Here is a 23,032-nt window from a genome sequence, read left to right on the forward strand (position 1 = left end):
GTCGGGCACGAGCCGGACTTCGCCACCCGCTCCGGCAGAATCACCGACAGCCGCCCCGGCCTCGGGGACGCCGAACGGCTCCCGTAAATGGCTGAAGGAGAAGACGCCGCCACAACCCTGGGCAGGGTCCGCGCTATCCGGCCCGCTGCCTCTCCATCCGGTGCTCGGCATGCTTCCTTGACATCGGCGCACCGGGCCGGGCGGAGCGCCTACGGGTGCCCCGCCCGGCCCGGCCGCGGCTCAGCCCCGGAGCCGCTCCGTCAGCTCCTCCGGGTCCGTGGTGGGCCGCTCGCAGGTGAAGTGGCGGCAGACGTAGGCGGCGGGGCGCCCGTCGACCAGGGGGCGGTCCCGGAGGAGCGGCACCTCTCCGGAGTCGTCGGAACCGGGGGAACCCAGCGCGACGACCGCGCCCGGGGCGGTGCTCAGCAGCGCGGCGCGGTGCAGCGCGGCGGTGGCCGGATCGTCCTGCGGGCCGACGACCGCGATCTCCCGCGGCCCGTCCAGGGCGGCCTCCGCGACGGCGAGCCCCCAGCCGATGAAGCGCGGGGCCCGGCCGCCGAGCGCGGTGACGATGCCCAGGGCCCGCTCCGCGGCCGTGCGGTGCAGCTCGCTGCCGGTCAGCGCCGCGTACGACAGCAGGGCGCCGGCCGCCGCGGTCCACCCGGAGGGCGTCGCGTTGTCGGTCGGGTCCTGCGGCCGGCGGATCAGTGTCTCGGCGTCGGCGGCGGTGTCGTAGAGCGCGCCGTCCTCGGTGGTGAACTGGAGCAGCACGGTGTCCAGGAAGAAGCCCGCGAACTCCGTCCAGACGCCCTCCCCGGTGACCGCGGCCAAGGTGAGGAACCCCTCGGCGACGTCGGCGTAGTCCTCCAGGACACCGGAGTTGGCGCCCGGCGTGCCGTCGCGCGAGGTGCGGTGCAGACGGGCCTGCCAGTCCATGTGCACGCGGACCAGCAGGTCGGCGGCGTCGGTGGCGGCCTGGACGAGGTCCGGGCGGTCGAAGTAGGCCCCGGTCTCGGCGAGCGCGGCGATGGCCAGCCCGTTCCAGGCGGCGACGACCTTGTCGTCCCGGCCGGGGCGCGGCCGCTCCGCGCGCGCCGCCAGCAGCCGCTCCTTGACGGACGCCATCCGCTCGGCGTCCACCGGGCCGTCCGTTTCGGGGAGTTGGAGCACCGAGGTGCCCCCGCCGCCGGCGTGGCCGGGGTCGCCCTCGAAGGTGCCCTCCTCGGTAACGCCGAAGCAGGTGGCGGCGAACTCCGCGTCCTTCTCGCCCAGTACGGCGCGCAGCTGCTCCGGCGTCCATACGTAGTACGCGCCCTCGACGTGCTTCCCGGAGCCGTCGTCGCTGTCCGCGTCCAGCGCGGAGGCGAAACCGCCCTGTTCGGTGCGGAGTTCGCGGACCATGAAGTCGGCGGTCTCCAGGGCGACCCGCCGGGCCAGGTCCGAGCCGGTGGCCCGCCACAGGTGGGCGTAGGTGCGGCACAGCAGGGCGTTGTCGTAGAGCATCTTCTCGAAGTGCGGCACGGTCCACGTGGCGTCCACCGCGTAGCGGGCGAAGCCGCCGCCGAGCTGGTCGTAGATGCCGCCGCGGGCCATTGCCGCGCAGGTCGCCTGCACCATTTCCAGCGCCGCCGCGGAGCCGGTGCGGGCGTGATGGCGCAGCAGGAACTCCAACGCCATGGACGGCGGGAACTTGGGCGCGCCGCCGAACCCGCCGCGCACCGCGTCGAAGTCGCGGGTCAGTCCCATCAGGGCGGTGTGCAGCTCCTCGGGGCGCGGCGGCCGGCGGTCGGCGGGCAGCGACTCGGTCAGCGAGCGCCCGGCCAGGTCGGCGACGATCCGCCCGGCCACCTCGCCGACCTCGTCGCGGCGGTCCGTCCAGGCGCTGCGCACGCCTTCCAGGACCTGGCCGAAGGACGGCATGCCGTGGCGGGGCGCGGGCGGGAAGTACGTACCGAAGTAGAACGGCTCGGCGTCGGGGGTGAGGAAGACGGTCATCGGCCAGCCGCCCTGACCGGTGGCGGCCTGCACGGCCTCCATGTACACCGCGTCGACGTCCGGACGCTCCTCGCGGTCGACCTTGACCGGCACGAAGTGCTCGTTGAGCAGCGCGGCGGTGTCCGGGTCCTCGAAGCTCTCGTGCGCCATCACGTGGCACCAGTGGCAGGAGCTGTAGCCGACGCTCAGCAGTACCGGCACGCCGCGCCGCCGGGCCTCCTCGAACGCGTCGGCGGACCACGGCCACCAGTCGACGGGGTTGTCGGCGTGCTGGAGCAGATACGGGGAAGTCTCATGGGCCAGGCGGTTCGGCATGTCTCCATCCTCTCCCACGGTGGCGCGCCAGCGCGGGAGCGCGGGGAGTTATCCACAGGGCTGCCGGAAAGCGCGCGGACGCGGAACACTGTGCGTACGGCGAAGATCACCGCCGGAGACCACCGGAACTGACGGAACAGACGGAACTACGGGAACCACCGGAACTACGGGACTGCTGGAACTGCTGGAGGGGGAGGGCATGCCGGGCACACCGACTGTGCTGCGCGACGGCCACCGGGCGGACGCGGAAGCACTGTTGACCAGGGCCGTGGAGGAGGAGGTGCGGCGCTCGGGGGGCCGGCTCGACCGGGAGGCGCTGGTCGGCAGGGCCCGGGGGGCGCTGGAGGACATGGCCGGCAGCGCCGCGGAGGAGTACACCGCGTACGTCCGGGCGCTGGACGAGGCGGCCGCCGGCCGGCCGTCGCTGGGCGGCCGGCTGTCCCGCAAGGAGCTGGGCACCCCCGCGGTGGCAACGGCCGTGGCGGCGCTGGCGGCCTTCGGCACGGACCTCTCGTACGGCACCGGCGCGGGCCCGGCGCTGGCCGTGGGCGCCTCCGTGGTGGTGGCGGGCGCGACGGCCACGGTACTGAAGCTGACCGCAGGGCATTTCCCGGCCGCGCACCGCGAGGCCGGGCGGCGCGGCCAGCCCGGCGGGGCGGAGCAGCTGCGGCTCCAGTGGCTGACGGCTCTGGAGGTGCGCGGCATCCGGCCGTTCCTCGACCAGCAGCGGATGCTGACGGCGGCGGCCCGCAGCAGCGGCCCGGCGGCGAAGTCGGCCGCGTCGAAGACCGGGCGGGGACCGCAGCTGCGCGGTGCCGACCGGAGCGCCGCGGCCCGCCAGCGGTCCGTGCTGGAGCACTCGTTCTCCCAACTCCCCAGCCCGGACGGCGCGTTCGCCGGGCGGCGGGCCGAGCTGACGCAGATCGCACAGTGGGTGCACGCGGCCCGCGCCAGTACGGAGACCAGACCGACGGTGGTGGTGCTGCACGGCGAGCCGGGCTCGGGGCGGACGGCCCTGGCGGTGCGGGCCACCCACCAGCTGCGCGACCAGTTCCGTGGCGCCTGTGTGGTGGACCTGCGCGGGGAGACACCCGGTGAGGCCCCGCTGCCGACCAGGGACGCGCTGCTGCACCTGCTGAATCGCCTGGGCGCGCCGCGCGAGCAGCTGCTGTTCCGCGAGCGCCCCTCGCAGGAGCAGCACGTCAAGCGGCTCGGCGAGCTGTACCACCAGCATCTGACGGGCCTGCCGGTGACGGTGCTGCTCGACGACGCCGCCGATCCGGAGCAGGTGCGCACCCTGGTGCCGGAGCGCTCCGACAGCCTCGTACTGGTCACCTCCCGGGCGCCGCTGGAGCTGCCCGCGGACCTGGAGGCATGGGTGCATCAGCTGCCCGTCGGCCCGTTGGACCCGGCGGGCACCGAGGAGCTGCTGCGCGCCGCCGCCGACGACGAGGCAGCGGCGGCGGGCGAGGCGGTGCCGTACGACGCCCGGGCGATCGAGGAGATCTCCGCGCAGTGCGCGGGCCTGCCGCTGGCGCTGCGGGTGGCGGGCTCCGCGCTCGGCCCCCGCAGTACCGCCGCGCTGGCCGGGGACCTGGCGGCCCACGGGTCGCTGCCCCCGGTGGAGCGGGCACTGGCGCTGCGCTACGCCGACCAGTCGGAGACGGCCCGGCGGCTGCTGCGCCGGCTGGCGCTGGTGGGCCGGGCCAGCCTGGGCACGGCGGCTGCGGCGGCCCTGCTGGGCGTCGAGAACGCGGAGGCCGAGCGGCAGCTCACGGCGCTGGCCCGGGCCGGGCTGATCGAGCACGTCCGCGGCGAGCGCTACCGCATGCACGCACTGGTGCACCGCTTCGCGCACGACCGGCTGAGGGACGAGGAGGAGCCGGAGGAGCGCGGCGCGGCCCAGGAGCGGCTGATCCGCGGCTACGCGGAGCTGGCCGACTCCGTCATCCGGCTGGTCGACGGGCGCACGTCCACGCGCGCCGACCGCTTCGGCTCGCACGGCTTCACCTCGCTGGACGCGGCCCTGCAGTGGCTGGACGACGAGACCAGCTTCATCACCTCCGCGCTGCGCCACGCCGACCAGGGCGTGGACCGGGCGGCGGTCTCCCATCTGCTGGGCGCGCTGGCCGACTACTGCCTGCTGCGCGGGGACCTCTACCGCCTGGGCGAGCTGAACGAACTGACCCGGGCGGTCGGCGAAGGGCTGCTGGTCCGCTCCGTGCAGTGGCGTACGGGTGTGGCGGCCCGGCAGCTCGGCGAGCTGGACAAGGCACGCACGACCCTGTCGTCGGTGGTCGACCTCTACTTCGAGGCGCAGCATCCGGCGGGCGCCGCCCGGGCGCTGCGCGACCTGGGCATCACGCTCCAGCAGCAGGGCAATCTGGCGGAGGCCGCGGCCAAGCTCCGTGAGGCGTTGGATCTCCAGTCGGGCCCCGACATGCACGGCGACCGGGCCTGGACGCTGCACGCCCTGGCGGCGGTGGAGCGGGACCGCGCCCAGCTCGCCGACGCGGTCGCCATGCTGCGCGAGGCGCTGGACCTGCACGGGGAGAGCGAGAGCATCCACGGCCAGGCGTGGGCGCACTTCCAGCTCGGCCAGGTGTATCTGCGGCTGGGCGAGGTGCCGCGGGCGGAGAGCGCCCTGCACGCGGCGCTGGAGCTGTACGGCCGTACGCACGACGAGCGCGGCGCGGCCTGGGCGATGACCCAGCTCGCCCGGGCCCGGCTGGTGGACGGCGAACCGGGCCCGGCGGTCGACCGGCTGCGGCAGGCGCTGCCGCTGCACCACCAGCACGAGGACGCCCGGGGTGAGGCGTGGACGATGTACTACCTGGGCCAGGCGCTGGAGGAGCGCGGCGAGCACGACGCGGCGCTGCGGCAGCTGGAGCGTTCGCGGACGATGTTCAGCCGGATGCAGGACGGCTACGGCCTGGCGTGCGCCCGGCACCACTCCGGGCGGGTCACCCGCGACATGCGGGCGGAGCAGACCGGCTCGCTGCGCAACAGCGGCTTCGCCCGGCAGCTGCTGCAGGACGCCCGCAAGGACTTCCAGCGGATCGGGGTGCCCCACGGGGAGGCGTGGTCCTGCCTGGAGCTGCTGATCATCGACGCGGGCAACGGCCGGGCCGCGCAGGCGCTGGAGCTGGCCGACGAGGCGGCGCGGATATTCGCCGGTTACGGCGACCGGCGCGGCGAGGACTGGGCGCGGTTCCTGCGCTGCACGCTGCTGCCGTTCGCCTCGCCGGGCGGCTCCGTGGTGGGTGCGGCGGTCGCCCAGGAGGAGCTGGCGCAGCTGGTGCGGGAGAAGCACCCGAGCCGCGATTCCCGGCTGGAGGACTGCGCGGAGGCGTTCGGGCTGCTGCTGGACCGCGGGGTGGAGCCGGAGACGGGGTGGCAGGCATGGCGCCTGGGCATGGTGCCGAACCGCCATGCGCGCGAGGTGATGGGGGTGCTCGTCGCGGACAGCGCGGAGTGACCCGGGGCGCCGGAGTCGTGCCGGGCCCGCGGGGCGGCGGCTGACGGACGGGGCGGCGGCTGACGGACGGGCCGCGGCTCGCCGACCGCTCGGGCCGGCGAGCCGCCGGGGCGGTCGGCCGGCCGTTGCCGTGCGGCCGGCCGTCGACCGGCACCCGGTCCGTGCGCCCAGCGGGAAGGCACCGGCGGGCCGACGGCGGCGAACCACCGCCCGCCGCGGCCCGGGGCCTCGCCCTCAGCCGGACGTCGCCGGCCGGTCCGCCCGGCCGTCGTCAGCCGGACTCAGCCGGTCGCCGTCAGCCGGCCTTCGGCCCGGCGGCCGCGGAGCCGGCCGGGGCGTCCGCCGCCGGCTCGCCCTCCTCCGGCTGCTCCGCGAAGTCCACCTTCTTCATGTGCTTGTTCATGGACTTCATCAGCAGCCACACGGCGCCGCCGATGACCGCGAAGACGATGAAGCCGAGGACGCCGGGCGTCACCTTGTCCTTGTCGAAGCTGTCGGCAAGGGTGACCAAGTGCGTCATGGCGAGGGTGCTGGTCGCGCTCATCATGGGCTCAATTGTTGCGGATGCCCGCGAAGAGGTCGTCCTCGGGGAGGGAAGTGTCCACGAGCGACTTCGCGAGCTCGTACTCCTCCGTCGGCCAGACCTCGCGCTGGATGTCCATCGGGACCCGGAACCAACCGCCGTCGGGGTCGATCTGGGTGGCGTGCGCGATCAGCGCCTTGTCCCGGATCTCGAAGAAGTCGGCGCACGGAATGTAGGTGGTCAGGGTGCGCTCACGCTGCTCGAACTGCTTCCAGCGCTCCAGCCACTCGCCGTAGGGCGACTCCATGCCGCGCTCCAGCAGCGCCTCGTGCAGCGCGACGGTCCGCGGCCGGTTGAAGCCCTGGTTGTAGTAGAGCTTCTGGGGCTGCCAGGGCTCGCCGGCCTCGGGGTACTTCTCCGGGTCGCCGGCCGCCTCGAAGGCCACCATCGAGATCTTGTGGGTCATGATGTGGTCCGGGTGCGGGTAGCCGCCGTTCTCGTCGTAGGTCGTGATGACCTGCGGCTTGAACTCGCGGATCAGCTTGACCAGGCGTCCGGCCGCCTCGTCGACGTCCTGCAGCGCGAAGCAGCCCTCGGGCAGCGGCGGCAGCGGGTCGCCCTCGGGCAGCCCGGAGTCGACGAAGCCCAGCCATTCCTGCTTGACCCCGAGGATCTCGCGGGCTTCGTCCATCTCCTTCCTGCGCACCTCGTGGATGTGCTCCTCGATGTACGGGTCCCCCTGGAGCTTGGGGTTGAGGATGGAACCTCGCTCACCGCCTGTGCAGGTGGCGACCAGCACGTCCACCCCCTCGGACACGTACTTGGCCATGGTGGCCGCACCCTTGCTCGACTCGTCGTCGGGGTGGGCGTGGACCGCCATCAATCGCAGCTGCTCAGTCAAGACTCGATCCTCAGTTAAGGGCCGGAGAAGATGCCTCCTATAGTGACCGAAGCGAGGGGGCGCTGTATTCCCTGGGGCGGGGACCCCCCGGGGGGTTCACGGCCCGGGTCCCCGTACCAGGAGGAATGATCATGACCGCGGTGCGCGACGGGCTCCCCGACGGACGCTACGGCCGCTCCGCGGACCAGCGCGCGGACCGCAAGCTCAAGATCATCGGTGCGGTGCTCGGCACCGCGCTGCTGGGCGTGGTCGCCTGGTCCGGCGTCTCGTACATCGCCGGGCAGGACCTCAGCGGCCGGGTGATCACCTGGGACGCGGTCTCCGACCACGCCGTGAAGGTGCATCTCGAGATCGTCAAGGGCACGGACGACAAGGGCGTGTGCACGCTCCGTTCGCAGGCCGACGACGGCTCCGAGGTCGGCCGCAAGGACGTCACCGTGGACCAGCGCACGGAGCAGGTGGACACCGAGGTCACGGTGCGCACGACGAAGCGGGCGACCAACGCGGTGCTCGTCGGCTGCACGGCGTCGGCCGGCGGCTGAGGCCGTACGGCGGCCCTCGGCGGCCGCCCGCGCCGGGGCGGATACCGCGTCCCGGTCCGACGCGCGCCAGGTTCGTCACAGGGCGTGTCGCGACCGCCTCTGATCAGCGATGATGCGTTCCTGTGCGGTCCCTGTGAATTTCCTCTTCCCCGTTTTGTGCCGGAATTGTTAGGCTCGTGGTTTCGCCCACCCGAGAAGGCGCAAACCTTCCTGGTAGGGCGTTTGATTTATCCCCAGTACCGACGAGGAGCACCTGTGACCCAGACCAGCGAGAACGTCACCTGGCTGACCCAGGAGGCGTATGACCAGCTCAAGGCCGAGCTGGAGCACCTGTCTGGTCCCGCACGCGCCGAGATCACCCAGAAGATCGCGGCGGCCCGCGAGGAAGGTGACCTGAAGGAGAACGCCGGGTACCACGCGGCCAAGGAGGAGCAGGGCAAGCAGGAGGCCCGCGTGCGCCAGCTGACCCAGCTGCTGCAGGCCGCGAAGGTCGGCGAGCCCCCCGCCGCCAACGGCGTCGTCGCTCCCGGCATGGTCGTCACCATCGCGTTCGACGGGGACCCGGACGACACGCTTGAGTTCCTGCTGGCCTCGCGGGAGTACGCGAGCTCGGACATCGAGACCTACTCCCCGCAGTCGCCGCTGGGCACGGGCGTGAACGGCAAGAAGATCGGGGCCGACGCGGAGTACGAGCTCCCGAACGGCAAGAAGGCCAGCGTCAAGATTCTCGACGCCAAGCCGTACTCCGGCTGAGAGCCGGCACCGGCCGGTGCCGCACACCGGCCGGGGGCCGCGTCCCACGGCCCCCCCACCCCACGGATCGCGAAGCGGCCCGGAGCACCAGGCTCCGGGCCGCTTCCGTGCGCCGCCTCACCAGGGGCCGCCGTACGGGCGCGGTGGCCCGGCTGTGGCGGCCGTACACCCCAGGGGCTCAGGCGGTGGCCGAGCGGTACTTGCGGACCGCCAGCGTCCGGAAGACCGCGATGATCAGCACCGACCAGATCACCGACGCGATCACCGGGTGCTCCATCGGCCAGGCGCCGGTCACCGACGTGGTCCGCCCGCCGATGGTGTTGCCGAACAGCTCCCGGGCCGCGGCCACCGTCGCACTGAACGGGTTCCACTCCGCGACGTGCTGGAGGAACACCGGCATGCCGTTGACCGGAACGAAGGCGTTGGAGATGAAGGTCAGCGGGAACAGCCAGATCAGCCCGCCGGAGGTGGCCGCCTCGGGCGTCCGCACCGAGAGCCCGATCAGCGCGCCGATCCAGGAGAACGCGTAGCCGAGCAGGAGCAGCAGGGCGAAGCCGGCCAGCACCTCGGCGAGGCTCTCGTGGGTCCGCCAGCCGATCAGCAGCGCGACGACGGCCAGCACCACCAGTGTCAGCGCGGTCTGTACGAGGTCGGCGAGGGTCCGCCCGGTGAGCACCGCGCCGCGCGACATCGGCAGCGACCGGAACCGGTCGATGAGCCCCTTGTGCATGTCGTCGGCGATACCGGCGCCCGCCCCCGCCGTGGCGAAGGTGACGGTCTGCGCGAAGATGCCGGCCATCAGGAACTCGCGGTACGCCTGGGCGTCGCCGACCGGGGCGCCGGGGATGTTGATCGAACCGCCGAAGACGTACGTGAACAGCACCACGAACATGATCGGCTGGATCAGCCCGAAGATCACCACTTCGGGGATCCGCATCATCCGGATCAGATTGCGCTTGGCGACCACGAGCGAGTCGCGCACCGAGCGGCTGACACCGCTGCGGGCCTGCGGGGCCGGGGCGGGTGCGCCACCGGCCGTTCCGGTCACCGTGGTCACTTCACGCCCTCCTTCTGCCGTCCGAGGCCGGCGGTGCCGGCGCCCTCGCCGCCGGCACCCTTCGCCGGGCCGGTATCGCCGTTCCCGTCCGCGGCCCCGGCGGCCTCGGCCGTCTCCGCCGCGTGCCCGGTCAGCGCTATGAACACGTCGTCGAGGGTGGGGCGGCGCAGTCCGATGTCGTCGATCTCCACGCCCCGGGTGTCCAGCTCGCGGATGACCTCGGCGAGCAGCTTGGCGCCGCCGGCCACCGGAACGGTGAGCTTGCGGGTGTGCGGCTCGACCGTCCCCTCGCCCTTGCCGAAGCCCCGCAGGACCTCCTCGGCGACGGTGAGGTGCTCGGGGGCGTGCACCACGACCTCGACGCGCTCACCGCCGGTGCGCGCCTTGAGCTGGTCGGAGGTGCCACGGGCGATGACCTTGCCGTGGTCGACGACGCAGATGTCGTGCGCGAGGCGGTCGGCCTCCTCCAGGTACTGGGTGGTGAGCAGCAGCGTCGTGCCACCCGCGACCAGTTCCTGGATGACGTCCCACAGTGCCTGGCGGTTGCGCGGGTCGAGGCCGGTGGTCGGTTCGTCCATGAACATCACGGGCGGGCTGACGACCAGTGCGGCCGCGAGGTCGAGCCGGCGGCGCATGCCGCCGGAGTAGGTCTTGGCGGTGCGGTCGGCGGCGTCGCCCAGGTTGAAGCGCTCCAGCAGCTCGACGGCCCGGCGCTTGGCGTCCCGGCCGCTCATCTGGTAGAGCTGACCGACCATCATCAGGTTCTCGCGGCCGGTCAAGTACTCGTCCACGGCGGCGAATTGGCCGGACAGACCTATCGAGCGGCGCACCTTGTCGGGGTGGGCGAGGACATCGATGCCGGCAACGTGTGCCGTGCCCCGGTCGGGCCGGAGAAGGGTCGTCAGGACCCGTACGGCGGTGGTCTTGCCGGCACCGTTGGGGCCGAGCATTCCGAGGACGGTTCCTTCGGGAACGTCGAGGTCGACGCCGTCCAGTGCCCTCACGTCGCCGAAGGTCTTCACCAGACCTTCGGCGTAAATGGCGCCTGGCATATGGGTACTCCCATGGCTTGGGTCAGTTCCAGGTCGAATATTACGTTTGGCGGCCCATGCCTGCTCTGCGGGCATAAGTCGCCTCCGGAACGCCGTAGCCGATCGCCGAACACGGTCGGCGGCACCCCGTCACCGGGATGCTACTCGGAAACGCGATACATCGCGATATGAATGCGGGATTCCGTCACGCCATACGGCAACCACTCCGCCGGCACTCCCCCGCGAGCCCCGGGCGCCGCACCGGGCCCCCGGCCGACGGTCCCCGGCGCGCTACTCCGCTACTCCGCGACCACGTATCCCGCGTCCGCGAGCGCCGCGCGCACCTCGTCGCAGTGCACCGGGCCCTTGGTCTCCAGATGCAGCTCCACCTCGACCTCGGTCAGCCCGAGCCGCGGGTCGGTCCGCACGTGACCGATGTCGAGGACGTTCGCGTCGACCGCCGTCAGCACACTGAGCAGCGTCTCCAGCGCCCCCGGCCGGTCCGTCAGCCGCAGCCGCAGCGACAGGTAGCGGCCCCCGGCGGCCATGCCGAACCGCAGGATGCGCTGGAGCAGCAGCGGGTCGACGTTGCCGCCGGACAGCACCGCCACCACCGGCCCCTCGAAGGACTCCGGGTCGGCGAGCAGCGCCGCCACCGGGCTCGCCCCGGCCGGCTCCACCACCAGCTTCGCCCGCTCCAGACACAGCAGCAGCGCGCTGGAGAGCTGGTCCTCGGAGACCGTACGGACCTCGTCCACCATTCCCTGGACGATCCCGAAGGGCACCTCGCCCGGCCGCCCGACCTTGATGCCGTCCGCCATCGTCGACAGCCTCTCGACCGCCACCGGACGCCCGGCCGCCAGCGACGGCGGGTAGCAGGCCGCGCCCGCCGCCTGCACCCCGACGACCCGCACGTCCGGCCGCAGCGTCTTGACCACGAGCGCGATGCCCGCCGCGAGTCCGCCGCCGCCCACCCCGACGACGACGGTCCGCACCTCCGGGCACTGTTCGAGGATCTCCAGGCCGACCGTGCCCTGACCGGCGATGATGTCGCGGTGGTCGAAGGGGTGGATGAAGACCGCGCCGGTCTCGCGCGCGTACTCCTCGGCGGCGGCCAGCGTCTCGTCCACCACCTGGCCCTGCAGCCGTACCTCCGCGCCGTATTCGCGGGTCGCGGCCACCTTGGGCAGCGGGGCCCCGACCGGCATGAAGACCGTGGAGCGCACGCCCAGCAGGGACGCCGCGAGGGCGACGCCCTGGGCGTGGTTGCCCGCGCTCGCGGCCACCACGCCGGCCGCCCGCTCCTCCGCGGAGAGCCCGGCGATCCGCACGTACGCGCCGCGGATCTTGAACGAGCCGGTGCGCTGGAGGTTCTCGCACTTGAGGTGCACGGGCGCGCCGACCAGTCCGGACAGATAGCGGCTGCCCTCCATCGCGGTCGCACGGGAGACCCCGGAGAGCATCTTGTGTGCCTCGCGCACGTCCTCGACCGTGATCGGGGCGTCGGCGGCCGGCGGGGCGTCGGCGCGGTGGGCGGAGGCGGAGGTCTCGTGCGGCGTACGCGGCGATTGAGCGGCCATGCCGCCAGTCTCGCAGTTCGCCCCGCGGCGGGCCCGCCCGGCCGCGGGCACCACCCAGGGGTTACGGCGCGTTGTCGGAATGGACAGCGCAGGTACACGGTGCGCCGCGTCCGCGTACGCTGTCCCCCAATCCGTACGCATCCCATGAAGCGAGCACCCGGCCATGCCCACCTCTTCGGACATGACGACCCACACCGACCCCGCTCTTCTCGACGCGCTGCAGCACCAAGTGGCCGTCTTCGCCCGCCGCGCAGAACAGAGCCGGCTCGGCGGCGTCGGGCAGGCGCGCAACTCCATGGACCGCGCCGCCTACCTGCTGCTCAACCGCCTGGACCAGGAAGGTCCGATGGGGGTCAAGGCGCTGGCCGCCGGCATGGGCATCGACTCCTCGACGGTCACCCGGCAGGTCGCCCCGCTGGTCGACTCCGGGCTGGTCAGCCGCGCCACCCACCCCGAGGACGGGCGGGCCGTGGTGCTCCAGCTGTCCGAGCGCGGACACGCCCGGCTGGACGAGGTGCGCGCCTCGCGCCGCGCGCTGATGGCCCTGGTGACGGAGGAGTGGTCCGAGGAGGAGCGCGCGGCCTTCACCACGCTCCTGACGCGCTTCAACGCCTCCCTCTCCGACATCACCGCCTCCTTGACGCCTACGGGTCAGTCCTCCTGAGGGAGGGCGGCCGGAGACGCGCCGCCCCTCGGGCAGGACATCGGACGCCGGGCCGCGTGGCCGGGAGCACGCCGCTCCCCCGCCACGCGGTCCGTCACGTCTTCTGACCAAACCGTCACGCCTCTTGACCGGGTGGCCGCGCTGCCGTGCCATAGGAGCCCAGGGGTCGGGTGTCCGTCATCCGGGAGGCGCGGTGCGAGAGCGGCGGCCGGCGCGGCAACGCCGCCAGGACCGGGAGTTCGAGTCGTTCGTGGCGGGCACGGCGGGCCGGCTGCTGCACGCCGCCGCCCTGCTGACCGGTGAACCGGCGTCCCGCCCCGCCCCGGCAGCCGAGGAGTTGCTGACCTACGCACTGGCGCGGACGTACGCCGTCTGGCACCGGCTGCGCGGCGAGGATCCGTACGCACGCGTCCGCGAGGAGATGGCCGCCCGCTTCGCCCGCACCGCCCGGCGGCACCGCGGCCCCCGGGGCGGGCTCACCGGCCCGCTCTCCCCGCAGGAGCGGCTGGTGCTGGTCCTGCGGCTGCACGAGGGCGAGGCCGAGGAACAGACCGCGGCCCAACTCGGCCTGCCCGCGGAGCGCGTGCACGCCCTGTGCCTGCGCGCGCTCGCGGAGCTGCGCAGCCACCACCCGGAGCCGGCACCGGCCGGCGGACCGGATGCGGGGCGGCGAGGGGCCGGCGGACCGGGGGCCGGCGGACCGGACCGGCCGGATCCACGACCTCAGCCGGCCGCCTCGTGATCCCGCCCGGCTCACCTCCGCCCGGCGGCGCGGGGTCCTCCGGCCCGCCCGCGCTCGACCCCGAGGCCGTCGGTCTCCCCGGGGCGGGGGTACCCGACCGCAAGGAGACCGAGGTACGGCGGATGCTGGCCGGGCCGCGTCCGCCCGTACCGCCCGACCTCGCCGCCCGGGCCCTCGCCCGGGGCCGCCGGTTCCTCGCCCACCGCCGGCTGCTGCGCCGCGTCGGCTGGCTCCTCGCGGTGCTGGCGCTGGCGGCACTGGCCTGGCTCGCGGTGAGCCGGCCCTGGCTGCCGCCGCCGGCTCACACCACCCCTCCCGCGGAGGGGTGGTGAAGCACGGCCGCGACGCCGGTCAGCCCGCCGGGCCGGGCGGGCTCACCGACGCCGGCGTGCGTCCGACTTCCGGCTTCAGCCCAGCGCCTGGGTGAGGTCGGCCAGCAGGTCGTCGGCGGACTCGATGCCGACCGAGAGGCGTACCAGGTCGTTGGGGACCTCCAGCGCGGAACCGGCCGTCGAGGCGTGGGTCATCCGTCCCGGGTGCTCGATCAGCGACTCGACGCCGCCCAGCGACTCGCCGAGGGTGAACAGCTGGGCCCGGTTGCACACCTCGACCGCCGCCTGCTCACCGCCCGCGACCTGGAACGACACCATGCCGCCGAAGGAGCGCATCTGCTTGGCGGCGATCTCGTGGCCCGGGTGCTCGGCCAGTCCCGGGTAGTAGACGCGGGTCACCTTCTTGTGCGAGGCGAGCAACTCCGCGACGCGCGCCGCGTTCGCGCTGTGCCGGTCCATGCGGACGGCCAGCGTCTTGATGCCGCGCATCACCAGCCAGGCGTCGAAGGGGCCGGCGATCGCACCCATCGCGTTCTGGTGGAAGGCGAGTTCCTCGCCGAGGGCGTCGTCGTTGACGACCAGGGCGCCACCGACCACGTCCGAGTGACCGCCCATGTACTTGGTGGTGGAGTACACCACCACGTCCGCGCCGAGGGCGAGCGGCTGCTGGAGGTAGGGGCTGGCGAAGGTGTTGTCGACGACGAGCCGGGCGCCGCCCTCACGGGCGATGCCGGCCAGCGCCTCGATGTCGGTGATGCCGAGCAGGGGGTTGCTGGGCGTCTCCACCCAGACCACCTTCGTACGGGGCCGCAGCGCCTCGCGTACGGCCTTCGGGTCGGAGGTGTCGGCCACCGACCACTCCACGCCCCACCGCTCGACGACCTTGGCGAAGAGCCGGAACGTTCCGCCGTAGGCGTCGTTCGGGATGACCACGTGGTCCCCGGGGGACAGCAGGGACCGCAGCAGGCAGTCCTCGGCGGCGAGGCCGGAGGCGAAGGCCAGGCCACGGCGGCCGCCGTCGAGGGCGGCGAGATTCTCTTCCAGGGCGGTACGGGTCGGGTTGGCGCTGCGGCTGTACTCGTAGCCGCCGCGCAGCCCGCCCACGCCGTCCTGCTTGTAAGTGGATACCTGGTAGATGGGCGGCACCACCGCGCCGGTGGCCTGGTCGGGCTCCTGACCTGCGTGGATGGCGAGGGTCTCAAAGTGCTGGTGGCGCTGGTCGCGCTGTTCGCTCATGCCTGCCGAGGGTAGTCGCCCGCGCGACCGGCCTTCCCGGAACTTTCTGGTTCGCTTGATAGTGGATACATACGAGAAGCCGCCTCCCACCCCCGGCCACAGGTCAACGGCTCCGGATCACAGGTCTCAGGTACAGGACACCCCACATGGACGCTCTGCTGGTTCTCCTCGCCGCGCTCGCGCTCGGCGGCCTCGTCTTCCTCCCCTGGATGCGGCGCCGGCGAGCCGTCCGGGACACCCGGCAGGGCCTGATGGTGGCCTCCGACCCGATGGCGGGCTACGGCTTCGTACCGCTGGACCAGCTCGACGTACGGCTGCCGGGCCCCGACCAGGAGCTGGAGGACGCGCTCGCCGAGATCCGCCGCACGCACGACTGGCGCCCGGCGGCCGCCCTGCTGAAGTCCACCGGCGACGACTGGGAGCGCCGCTGGCAGCGGGTGCAGACGCTGGCCGGCGCCGCCGCCTTCGAGCTGGCCGAGGGAGCGCAGGACGGCGGGCGCCGCACCGGCGGCATCTGGCTGCGCACCTGGCGTTCGGAGGCGCCCAAGGACCCCGGCGGCGCCCAGACGCACGCCCAGTTCCTCGTCGTCCAGGCGCTGCGCGACCCGGGCTCCCAGGACTTCCGCATGATCCTCGAAGAGGCCCGTACGGTCTGCCGCGAGGCGGGCCTGCTGGCCCCGGGCAGCCCGATCCCGTACATCATCGAGCTCGCCGCCGCCCGCGGCCTGGGCGACCGCCCGGCCGACTACGAGGAGCTCTGGTCCAAGGTCGTCCAGCGCGCCCCGCAGCACATGGGCGCGCACCTCGCCGCCCTCCCCTACTGGTCGCAGAAGTGGCACGGCTCCCGCCAGGAGGCCGAGGCGTTCGCCGAACGCGCCGCCGCCGGCGCCCCCGCCGGCACCCTCCTCCCCGCCCTCCCCCTCTTCGCGGTGTACGAGCACCTCCCCGAGGCCAACATGGTCCGCAGCCTCTATCAGAGCGCGGTCGTCGAGCGCGCCATCGAGGGCGCCCACTTCGCCCTCCGCAAGGCCCCCGCCGACCACCCCATGGCGCCGCACGTCCGGCACCTGCTCGTCTGGTTCCTCGTACGCGCCGAGCGCTACGCCGAGGCCATGGAGCAGCTCCGCCTCGTCGACGGCCACGTGGGCGCGGTGCCCTGGTCCTACGGCCGCAGCCCCGCCGCCGAGTACGCCGCCTACCGTGCCCTGGCCATCGCCGGCTGGGAACAACTCGGCGGCACCTCCACCGGCTTCCCCCAGGACCGCCCGTAAAGCCCCGCAAGCATCACCGGCCACCGGCCCCCGGCGCGGAATGTCACCGCCCCACCCGACGTTCACGAGTGACCGGCCCCTCCCCACAACCACCACCGCCCGCCACGCACCCCCTCCCTCCCTCTCCTCCCCTCCCTCGCCCGTCCGTGCCGCCCCTGGAGCCTGATCCTGATGCTGTTCTCCCGCTTCAAGACCCACCTCCCCACCCCCGAGGAAGCGCTCGCAGGCCGCCCCGAGCGGGCCTTCGCCGTCCCCGACCGGCACACCGTCCTCGGCAACCCCCTCCTCGGCCCCTACCCGGACGGCCTGGAGATCGCCGATTTCGGCCTGGGCTGCTTCTGGGGCGCCGAGCGGAAGTTCTGGCAGACCGAGGGCGTCTGGACCACCCTCGTCGGCTATCAGGGCGGCCACACCCCGAACCCCTCCTACGAAGAGGTCTGCACCGGCCACACCGGCCACACCGAGGCCGTACGCGTCGTCTACGACCCGGCCGTCGTCCCCTACACGGCCCTCCTGAAGCTCTTCTGGGAGTCCCACGACCCCACCCAGGGCTTCCGCCAGGGCAACGACGTGGGCACCCAGTACCGCTCCGCGATCTACACCCACTCCCCCGCCCAGCAACAGGCCGCCGAGTCCTCCCGCGACGCCTACCGCACCGTCCTCCAGAACTCCGGCTACGCCGACATCACCACCGAAATCCTCCCCGCCGACACCACCCGCCCCTTCTACCCGGCCGAGGGCTACCACCAGCAGTACCTCGACAAAAACCCGGCGGGCTACTGCGGCATCGGCGGCACGGGGGTCAAGCTGAGTGCCCCGTCGGAGACGAACTGGGGTCGGTCCTGCCCCACGGGGATCGCGCCCGCCCCGGAAGTCACGGAGCAGTAGAACGCTCCAGGCGCCGGTCGGTCTCCGCCGCGCCCGCCAAGCCGGGACGGGCGCTGGTAGCCGTATTGCCTCTCCCTCACTCGTTCGAGCGGAGGGAGAGCACTCACGCCCGATACGCTGACGCACGGGACCAGAATCGCGCCCGTGGGAGCAGCCATGACCACCTCCGCCGCTGGGCAGCCACTCATTCCCCAGCCCCCTGCCACGGTTGCCGCGCTGCGGCAGGCCATCAGTCAGATCGCGCCCGCAGCGCTGCCGGCGTTCACCCGCGAGTTGGACCAAGCGGCCGACCAGTCCCGGCAGGGCTCCGACCTGGCACCGCTCCAGCGGTTCATCGCTCAGTGGGCTGTCTATGTCCACATCCAGCGTCGGCCCGACGCTGCAGCGGACCTCCGCCGGTGGGAGGACACCGCCGAGTCGGGCGACGCGGCTCAGGCACGGCAGGCCGCCTCCGAGATCGGCAGGATTCTGGACGAAGCCCACGCCGCCGTCGGCCTCCCGACCCGGTGAGCGCTGACTGGCGCTGGGAGTACAACCCCGACCACCGCCATGTATCGGACGGCATCCCCGTTCACGTGGTGGCGGAAGTGGAACGTCTGGCCGGCCAACTCGTCGACCTTGCAAGTACAGGCATCGACGTCAGCGACTTCGGCAAAGGTCCCCGACCGGGCGGACTGCGCCGCATGGACGCTGCTGGCGGCTGGTTCTACTTCCTGGTGGCTCCGCGCGACCCGCTGATCATCATCGTCCGTATCGTGCCACCGTTCAACGCTCTGTAGCCATCGCACTGAACATCTCTCGTACCAGGGGTTACCTGACACGAGGGCCCCGGCGGGACCGGGGTGTCCTGCCCGGTCGGCATCGCTCCCGTCGGAGGCTGACTCCTGCGGCCGCAGCCGGACACAGCCGCGCAGCGTCTCGCGACGGCTGAGGAAGAACACGACGCCATCGCCCCGATCGACGCCCAAGCTCCACGCATCGATCGGGGCGGCGCTGCAACAGACGCGCGCAAGCAGGCGTGCACGCAACTGATCCAAAGCGCACCCTGGTGTTATGCGTTCAGCGACGTTGCCCATCGGCCTGCCAGCCATGTCGAACGGCAAAAGCGCCCAGGGTGAAGGAGCGACGACTTGAGGTGAGCCAGATGCCCAATCGTCCTGACTGGCCTCGTTGGGCCCGAGATTCCGCGCCGACGGATCAGCGCCGGCCAGAGGCACTCCGTGCTTCGCGGCGATGGAAGATCGTTGCTCTCGTCTCCTTCATCATCTGCGTCGGCGCGCTCGTGGTGTATTTCGCAACCGGCATCACAGGCGGTGCGGCACAGCCCCCGGGATCAGCCGGCCCCACCGACCCCACCACCATCTGGGCACTGGCGATCGCAGGAGTGTCAGCCGTTGGCGTACTGATGGGCGGTATCGGACAGGTCATCACGGCGCGACACGCTCTCCGCAACGGGACACGGAAGCATGTCGCGCATTCCCGGCATGGGGGGCAGCGCCGCCCGGAGAGCCGTCAGCTTCACCGGGAGCGCGGCCACCGGCGATAGCCGTCGGGCATAGGCCGGAGCGCGCGATGGCCTCCTGGGCGTCGTCCTTCGTCGCGCGTGCCTGGATGCAAAAAAGCCCACGCTCCCTCACGACCAGACGTTGCTCGGCCTCCGGCCAGCCGACGAACCATTCCATGCCCTCCGCCATAGAACGAAGCCCTTGGGCAAGCTCGTTGACGACAACCTCACGCTCGTACACGCCCCCACCCCTCCGGCGAGGTAGCGCGTCAGGCTACTGGCCGGGAGGGAAACTGTTCGGACCTTCGCGACGAGCGTTGTGCGCTCGTCGCTGGCGGCTCTCGCGGGCTTTATCTCGCACGCGCCGGACGGTCTTGAGCGTGCCCGCTGGCCGCTCGGTCGTATACCGCCACCCCACAAATAGGACGACCAAGTTGATGGCCAAGCCAGCCATCAGTCCAATGGGGAACGGCACCACCCCGGCCGCTGCATAGAGGGATACATAGATCAACGTGACCATAAACGGCACCGCCAACAGGAGGTAGTGATTTCCGCGAGATATCACCCAGTCATGTTTCAGGGCTACCTGAAGCGCCCTCAGAGCGCCGCCTGTGATCAATTGAGAATAGGCAATTCCGCCCACTATGACAAAGATCTCGTCTAGATATCGTCCGCCCAGCCCGAATCGAGCGAGTAAGGATGCGACATTCGCCTTGAGCCACGGCCCGACAAGCAGGCCAGCCGAGTATGCAACCAGGATGAAGCCGACGCCCATCAAGTAGTCTGCCGCCCGCACAGCGGCTCGCCGTTTCCGGCTCCACGACGTCCTGCCTGAAACTTGGCTCGGGAGCGTCACTTGTCTTGTGGCAACTGGATGGGCACGGCGCCAGCGCCTCACTGCAAGCCATGCTGCGCCAACCGTGTAGCCCGGGGCGAGGCCCCACATGGAAGCGCTGTCGGTAGCGGATTTTCCTTGGTCCAGCGACATCCATCCAATGGCAACTGCCCAGAACACTGCACCGAAAATGATGAGAATTAATCCATGCATCTTTTGAACCATACGCCGCGTTGGGCCTCGTGTTACCCCAGGACGATAGAAGAGTGCGGTCACGAAAATTCCGACTACGGCTCCGAATACGAGCGACCACACAACCGTCATAACGATCATGACTCTCGGTGACCTTCTGATAGGCGGCCAGAGGGATGCCTTCCTCCATATAAAGGATCGCCCCTGGATAGCCAGCATGCAGTCTGACAGTCGACCGGGGATCGTTGAGCTCTTTCAGTGCCCCTTGGCGGGGTGGGCAGCTCTCTCTACGTCGACCGCCGCTCAAAGCAGCGTTGTCGCGTGCGCAAGAACCCCGCTGGTTATTGCGGCATCGGCGGCACGGGCGTGAGCTGCCCGGTGGGCGTGGCTCCGGCCGGGGACTGACTCGGGCTCGTCACCCCAGGTAGGGGCGGTCCCGATGCTCCAGGAAGTGCCGGATACGCAGCTGCTGCGTGTGGTGCATCGGGAGACCGCCGATCTCGTCGGGGTGGATGAACCGCAGCTCCGTGGACTCGTCCGAGAGGGCGAGCTGCCCTCCGACGAGGCGCGCGGTGAAGCACACGTTGAACTGCCGCCGCACCTCCCCGTCCGTATAGGCGATCACGTGACGGGGATCGGTGTACGTCCCCACCAGCCCCGTGATCTCCACATCAAGCCCGGTCTCCTCCTTGACCTCCCGGACCGCGGCGTCGGGAAGGGAGTCGGTCATCTCCATGCCGCCGCCGGGCAGCGCCCAGAGGTCGTTGTCCCGGCGCCGCTGGAGCAGGATGCGGCCCTCGTCGTCGGTCACCACTGCCGAAGCGGCAACGACAAGGCTGTTGGGCTCGGGGGCGTCGGGATCGTCGTAGTACTCGGTACGCGACAGGTTCACTCCTCGGCAGCACGGGATCGGATGCGGGGGCGGTGCGGCCTGCATAGGCTTAAGTGGTGAAGCGTGTCGTCGTCGACCACTTCGGCGGGCCCGAGGTTTTGAGGGTGACGGAGGACGACGATCCCGTACCGGGGCCCGGGGAAGTGTGCGTCAGGGTACTGGCCGCCGGTGTGTCGTTCACCGATGCGCAGTTGCGGGCCGGCACGTATCTCGGTGGGCCCAAGCCGCCCTTCACGCCCGGGTACGAGCTCGTCGGCGTGGTCGAGGAGCTCGGTCCGGGGTGCTGGAGGCTGCGCGTGGGAGACCGCATCGGAGCCCTGACGGTATGGGGTGCCGACGCGGAGCGCGTCTGCGTGCCGGAGGCGTACGCGGTCGAGGTGCCCGAGGACCTCGATCCGGCGGAGGTCGTGAGCCTCGTCTTTCCCTACATGACCGCCTACCAACTGCTGCACCGTACGGCGCTGGTGAAGCGTGGGGAGACGGTGCTGGTGCACGGGGCGGCCGGCCGGGTGGGCACGGCGGTCCTCGAACTCGGAGCGCCGGCCGGGCTTCGCCTCTACGGGACCGCTTCAGCTCGTGACCGCGCCGCGGTGGAGCGGCTCGGCGCGGTGGCGATCGACTACCGCACTGAGGATTTCGTCCGTCGGGTGCGCGAGTTGACCGGGAACGGCGTGGACGTGGTGCTCGACGGGATCGGTGGCGCGGTGTCGCTTCGCTCCTTCCGCGCGCTGCGGCCCGGCGGCAGGCTTGTCGTGTTCGGCCGCTACGCCACGCTCGCGCACGGGCACAAGGATTGGCGAGCGGTGATCGAGTGGTACGCGGCTACCGCGAGCGTCGCGCTCCTGGGCCTGCTCTCGCCCCGTCGGCGGGTGCTCTCCTACCGGATCCAGAAGCTGCGCCTCCGCCACCAGCATTGGTTCCGGGAGGACTTGCACGTGCTGCTCGATCTGCTGCGCCGTGGCGAGATCCACCCGGTCGTGGCCGAGCGCCTGCCGCTGACGGACGCTCGTCGCGCTCACGAGCTCCTCGACCGCTCGGCAGCCACCGGAAAGCTCGTGCTCGTGCCCTAGGGGGTGTCGGTCGGCATCCATGTCCTCCGTCCCGGGGCCGCCGCGGCGGGTGCGTGGCGCGGTCAGCCGGCGCCGCGCGGGGCGCCGTACCAGCGCCAGTCCGTCCGGCGGGGTCGCTCGGGTGTTTCGAGGCGGCCGGTGGCCCACAGGAGGGTTGACCACGGGGTACCGGTGAGGGGTACGTCGGGGAAGAGCCGGGCGAGGGCGCGCTCGCTCAGGTCATGCGGGGGCTCGCAGGCGCGGTGCACGCCCTGAGCGATGTCGTGGGTGTGGACGAGGGTCTCGACGACGCCCATCGCCGCGAATCCCTCCGGGTCGGCGGCGCCGAAGACGTGCGGGGCCAGGGCGGTGGGTGCCGCGGTGTCGACGGCGGTCGCGAGCAGTCCGCCGCACGCCGTCACGACGGTCAGCAGTCCCTCGGGCCCCGCCTCCTTGTCGCCGAAGATGACGTTGGCCGGCCCCTGGGGTCGGTCACGGGAGACACGCAGCGGCACCCGTGGCACGTCCATCGGCTGCGCGAGGCCGAACCGCAGTGCGTAGGTGAGCAGATCGTCCGCGAGGTGTTCCAGGGTCTCCCAGCACGTCCACTCCAGGCTGCCGGCCCTGCCCTGCCATTGGTCCGCGGGGACGCCGGTGAGGGTATCGACGCAGTGGGCGACGGCCCGGCGGACATCGCTCCCGCTCACCGGTATTGCTTGCGGTCCGACGAACTGTGACATCCGGGAAGAGTACAAGGCCGGGCGGCCGGTGCCCCTGTGGGTAACCGCCCGGGAGCCCCCGTCGTGCCCGGTGCTCGTTCGGGTGCGCACCTCGTGCGGGGGCCGGGTGGGGTGCGCAGGGTTGACCTTGCGATGTGTTTCCTCGTGGAGGTTGATGGACATGCCGACGTATGTTGCGTTGCTCAACTGGACCGACCAGGGGGTCCGGAACTTCAAGGACACGGCGAAGCGTGCTGACGCCTTTGCCGCGGCGGCTCAGAAGCTCGGGGCGAAGGTCCTGAAGCTTTACTGGACCGTCGGCCCGTACGACCTCGTGGCGATCGTCGAGGCGCCTGACGACGAGGCTGCGACCGCGACGCTCCTGCAGCTGGGTGGGGTGGGCAACGTCCGTACCACGACGTTGCGGGCCTTCGGGCAGGAGGAGATGGGGCGCATCATCGCCAAGGCCGCCGGCTGACGATCTGCCGCGCCCGCGACGGGCGAGTGTGTGTGGGGGGGAGAGCCGCCCCCGT

Annotated in this window: 23 protein-coding genes and 1 pseudogene; 13 read left to right on the top strand and 11 right to left on the bottom strand. The window is 72.0% G+C overall.

Annotated features, from left to right (window positions below):
• Positions 1 to 240: 240 nt before the first annotated feature.
• The gene (locus SL103_RS30860) at positions 241 to 2,310 is read right to left on the bottom strand and encodes a thioredoxin domain-containing protein (protein WP_069572248.1); all 2,070 of its coding nucleotides are present in this window, start codon (positions 2,308 to 2,310) and stop codon (positions 241 to 243) included.
• 199 nt (positions 2,311 to 2,509) lie between these two features.
• On the opposite strand from SL103_RS30860, the gene SL103_RS30865 reads away from it, so the two are divergent.
• Positions 2,510 to 5,788, top strand: a complete 3,279-nt coding sequence (locus SL103_RS30865; RefSeq protein ID WP_099055474.1) for a tetratricopeptide repeat protein — start codon at positions 2,510 to 2,512, stop codon at positions 5,786 to 5,788.
• 295 nt (positions 5,789 to 6,083) lie between these two features.
• On the opposite strand, the gene SL103_RS30870 is transcribed toward SL103_RS30865, so the two are convergent.
• Together SL103_RS30870 and mca are read right to left on the bottom strand one after the other, a co-directional pair.
• Positions 6,084 to 6,335: a hypothetical protein gene (locus SL103_RS30870; RefSeq protein WP_069572249.1), complete on the bottom strand. Its 252-nt coding sequence runs from the start codon at positions 6,333 to 6,335 to the stop codon at positions 6,084 to 6,086.
• A 4-nt stretch (positions 6,336 to 6,339) separates the two neighbouring features.
• The gene (gene mca / locus SL103_RS30875; RefSeq protein ID WP_069572250.1) at positions 6,340 to 7,212 is read right to left on the bottom strand and encodes a mycothiol conjugate amidase Mca; all 873 of its coding nucleotides are present in this window, start codon (positions 7,210 to 7,212) and stop codon (positions 6,340 to 6,342) included.
• A gap of 131 nt (positions 7,213 to 7,343) precedes the next feature.
• Here mca and SL103_RS30880 point away from each other — a divergent pair, with 131 nt between their 5' ends.
• Positions 7,344 to 7,754 (top strand): DUF4307 domain-containing protein, encoded by a 411-nt coding sequence (locus tag SL103_RS30880; RefSeq protein ID WP_069574260.1) that lies wholly within the window; start codon positions 7,344 to 7,346, stop codon positions 7,752 to 7,754.
• 255 nt (positions 7,755 to 8,009) lie between these two features.
• The gene (gene greA, locus SL103_RS30885) at positions 8,010 to 8,507 is read left to right on the top strand and encodes a transcription elongation factor GreA (RefSeq protein ID WP_069572251.1); all 498 of its coding nucleotides are present in this window, start codon (positions 8,010 to 8,012) and stop codon (positions 8,505 to 8,507) included.
• Positions 8,508 to 8,685: 178 nt separating this feature from the next.
• Here greA and SL103_RS30890 read toward each other — a convergent pair whose 3' ends face one another.
• The 3 genes from SL103_RS30890 to ilvA all read right to left on the bottom strand — a co-directional run bounded on the left by SL103_RS30890 (position 8,686) and on the right by ilvA (position 12,175).
• Positions 8,686 to 9,555, bottom strand: a complete 870-nt coding sequence (locus SL103_RS30890) for an ABC transporter permease (RefSeq protein WP_069574261.1) — start codon at positions 9,553 to 9,555, stop codon at positions 8,686 to 8,688.
• 5 nt (positions 9,556 to 9,560) lie between these two features.
• Positions 9,561 to 10,616, bottom strand: a complete 1,056-nt coding sequence (locus SL103_RS30895; protein ID WP_069572252.1) for an ATP-binding cassette domain-containing protein — start codon at positions 10,614 to 10,616, stop codon at positions 9,561 to 9,563.
• Positions 10,617 to 10,894: 278 nt separating this feature from the next.
• Positions 10,895 to 12,175: a threonine ammonia-lyase gene (ilvA, locus tag SL103_RS30900; RefSeq protein ID WP_069572253.1), complete on the bottom strand. Its 1,281-nt coding sequence runs from the start codon at positions 12,173 to 12,175 to the stop codon at positions 10,895 to 10,897.
• Between the two features lie 163 nt (positions 12,176 to 12,338).
• On the opposite strand from ilvA, the gene SL103_RS30905 reads away from it, so the two are divergent.
• The 3 genes from SL103_RS30905 to SL103_RS39685 all read left to right on the top strand — a co-directional run bounded on the left by SL103_RS30905 (position 12,339) and on the right by SL103_RS39685 (position 13,913).
• Entirely contained in the window at positions 12,339 to 12,839 is a 501-nt protein-coding gene (locus SL103_RS30905; RefSeq protein WP_069572254.1) for a MarR family winged helix-turn-helix transcriptional regulator, read from the top strand.
• Between the two features lie 193 nt (positions 12,840 to 13,032).
• On the top strand, positions 13,033 to 13,581 hold the full coding sequence (locus SL103_RS30910; protein ID WP_069572255.1) for a sigma factor-like helix-turn-helix DNA-binding protein: 549 nt from the start codon (positions 13,033 to 13,035) through the stop codon (positions 13,579 to 13,581).
• Positions 13,578 to 13,913, top strand: a complete 336-nt coding sequence (locus tag SL103_RS39685; protein WP_397733548.1) for a hypothetical protein — start codon at positions 13,578 to 13,580, stop codon at positions 13,911 to 13,913. Before SL103_RS30910 ends, SL103_RS39685 begins: the two co-directional genes overlap by 4 nt.
• Positions 13,914 to 13,988: 75 nt before the next feature.
• On the opposite strand, the gene SL103_RS30920 is transcribed toward SL103_RS39685, so the two are convergent.
• Entirely contained in the window at positions 13,989 to 15,149 is a 1,161-nt protein-coding gene (locus tag SL103_RS30920; protein ID WP_069572256.1) for a cystathionine gamma-synthase, read from the bottom strand.
• A 146-nt stretch (positions 15,150 to 15,295) separates the two neighbouring features.
• Here SL103_RS30920 and SL103_RS30925 point away from each other — a divergent pair, with 146 nt between their 5' ends.
• From SL103_RS30925 to SL103_RS30940, 4 genes are all read left to right on the top strand, one after another.
• Positions 15,296 to 16,420 carry a hypothetical protein gene (locus tag SL103_RS30925; protein WP_069572257.1) on the top strand — a complete coding sequence of 375 codons (1,125 nt, stop codon included), beginning with the start codon at positions 15,296 to 15,298 and terminating at the stop codon, positions 16,418 to 16,420.
• Positions 16,421 to 16,591: 171 nt separating this feature from the next.
• Positions 16,592 to 17,308, top strand: coding sequence for a peptide-methionine (S)-S-oxide reductase MsrA (gene msrA / locus SL103_RS30930; protein WP_069572258.1), 717 nt, complete (start codon positions 16,592 to 16,594; stop codon positions 17,306 to 17,308).
• 156 nt (positions 17,309 to 17,464) lie between these two features.
• Positions 17,465 to 17,818 carry a DUF6247 family protein gene (locus SL103_RS30935; RefSeq protein ID WP_069572259.1) on the top strand — a complete coding sequence of 118 codons (354 nt, stop codon included), beginning with the start codon at positions 17,465 to 17,467 and terminating at the stop codon, positions 17,816 to 17,818.
• On the top strand, positions 17,815 to 18,087 hold the full coding sequence (locus SL103_RS30940) for a hypothetical protein (RefSeq protein WP_069572260.1): 273 nt from the start codon (positions 17,815 to 17,817) through the stop codon (positions 18,085 to 18,087). Before SL103_RS30935 ends, SL103_RS30940 begins: the two co-directional genes overlap by 4 nt.
• Positions 18,088 to 18,735: 648 nt before the next feature.
• Here the strand turns inward: SL103_RS30940 and SL103_RS39010 are convergent.
• Both SL103_RS39010 and SL103_RS38125 read right to left on the bottom strand, forming a co-directional pair.
• Complete coding sequence (locus SL103_RS39010) at positions 18,736 to 19,053, bottom strand: DUF5958 family protein (RefSeq protein ID WP_279631176.1); 318 nt, start codon at positions 19,051 to 19,053, stop codon at positions 18,736 to 18,738.
• Between the two features lie 33 nt (positions 19,054 to 19,086).
• Positions 19,087 to 19,980, bottom strand: a complete 894-nt coding sequence (locus tag SL103_RS38125) for a hypothetical protein (protein WP_164492917.1) — start codon at positions 19,978 to 19,980, stop codon at positions 19,087 to 19,089.
• 186 nt (positions 19,981 to 20,166) lie between these two features.
• Here SL103_RS38125 and SL103_RS39690 point away from each other — a divergent pair.
• Positions 20,167 to 20,244, top strand: a pseudogene (locus tag SL103_RS39690) (peptide-methionine (S)-S-oxide reductase MsrA); the annotation flags it as partial.
• 10 nt (positions 20,245 to 20,254) lie between these two features.
• Here the strand turns inward: SL103_RS39690 and SL103_RS30945 are convergent.
• Entirely contained in the window at positions 20,255 to 20,725 is a 471-nt protein-coding gene (locus SL103_RS30945) for an NUDIX domain-containing protein (protein ID WP_069574263.1), read from the bottom strand.
• Positions 20,726 to 20,787: 62 nt separating this feature from the next.
• Between SL103_RS30945 and SL103_RS30950 the strand changes: the two genes are divergently transcribed.
• Complete coding sequence (locus tag SL103_RS30950) at positions 20,788 to 21,801, top strand: medium chain dehydrogenase/reductase family protein (protein ID WP_069572261.1); 1,014 nt, start codon at positions 20,788 to 20,790, stop codon at positions 21,799 to 21,801.
• Between the two features lie 62 nt (positions 21,802 to 21,863).
• On the opposite strand, the gene SL103_RS30955 is transcribed toward SL103_RS30950, so the two are convergent.
• A complete protein-coding gene (locus tag SL103_RS30955; protein WP_244304082.1) occupies positions 21,864 to 22,487 on the bottom strand; it encodes a maleylpyruvate isomerase N-terminal domain-containing protein in 624 nt (207 codons plus the stop codon).
• Between the two features lie 193 nt (positions 22,488 to 22,680).
• Here SL103_RS30955 and SL103_RS30960 point away from each other — a divergent pair, with 193 nt between their 5' ends.
• Positions 22,681 to 22,977 carry a GYD domain-containing protein gene (locus SL103_RS30960; protein ID WP_069574264.1) on the top strand — a complete coding sequence of 99 codons (297 nt, stop codon included), beginning with the start codon at positions 22,681 to 22,683 and terminating at the stop codon, positions 22,975 to 22,977.
• Positions 22,978 to 23,032: the final 55 nt, after the last annotated feature.

Origin of the sequence: Streptomyces lydicus, assembly GCF_001729485.1 — a bacterium.
Lineage (GTDB): Bacteria > Actinomycetota > Actinomycetes > Streptomycetales > Streptomycetaceae > Streptomyces > Streptomyces lydicus_D.

Bases quoted from the DNA above. Each gene is read 5' to 3' on its own strand.
- SL103_RS30860 (WP_069572248.1), bottom strand. From the start codon at position 2,310: ATGCCGAACCGCCTGGCCCATGAGACTTCCCCGTATCTGCTCCAGCAC.
- SL103_RS30865 (WP_099055474.1), top strand. From the start codon at position 2,510: ATGCCGGGCACACCGACTGTGCTGCGCGACGGCCACCGGGCGGACGCG.
- SL103_RS30870 (WP_069572249.1), bottom strand. From the start codon at position 6,335: ATGATGAGCGCGACCAGCACCCTCGCCATGACGCACTTGGTCACCCTT.
- SL103_RS30880 (WP_069574260.1), top strand. From the start codon at position 7,344: ATGACCGCGGTGCGCGACGGGCTCCCCGACGGACGCTACGGCCGCTCC.
- SL103_RS30895 (WP_069572252.1), bottom strand. From the start codon at position 10,616: ATGCCAGGCGCCATTTACGCCGAAGGTCTGGTGAAGACCTTCGGCGAC.
- ilvA (WP_069572253.1), bottom strand. From the start codon at position 12,175: ATGGCCGCTCAATCGCCGCGTACGCCGCACGAGACCTCCGCCTCCGCC.
- SL103_RS30905 (WP_069572254.1), top strand. From the start codon at position 12,339: ATGCCCACCTCTTCGGACATGACGACCCACACCGACCCCGCTCTTCTC.
- SL103_RS30920 (WP_069572256.1), bottom strand. From the start codon at position 15,149: ATGAGCGAACAGCGCGACCAGCGCCACCAGCACTTTGAGACCCTCGCC.
- SL103_RS30925 (WP_069572257.1), top strand. From the start codon at position 15,296: ATGGACGCTCTGCTGGTTCTCCTCGCCGCGCTCGCGCTCGGCGGCCTC.
- msrA (WP_069572258.1), top strand. From the start codon at position 16,592: ATGCTGTTCTCCCGCTTCAAGACCCACCTCCCCACCCCCGAGGAAGCG.
- SL103_RS30935 (WP_069572259.1), top strand. From the start codon at position 17,465: ATGACCACCTCCGCCGCTGGGCAGCCACTCATTCCCCAGCCCCCTGCC.
- SL103_RS38125 (WP_164492917.1), bottom strand. From the start codon at position 19,980: ATGATCGTTATGACGGTTGTGTGGTCGCTCGTATTCGGAGCCGTAGTC.
- SL103_RS30960 (WP_069574264.1), top strand. From the start codon at position 22,681: ATGCCGACGTATGTTGCGTTGCTCAACTGGACCGACCAGGGGGTCCGG.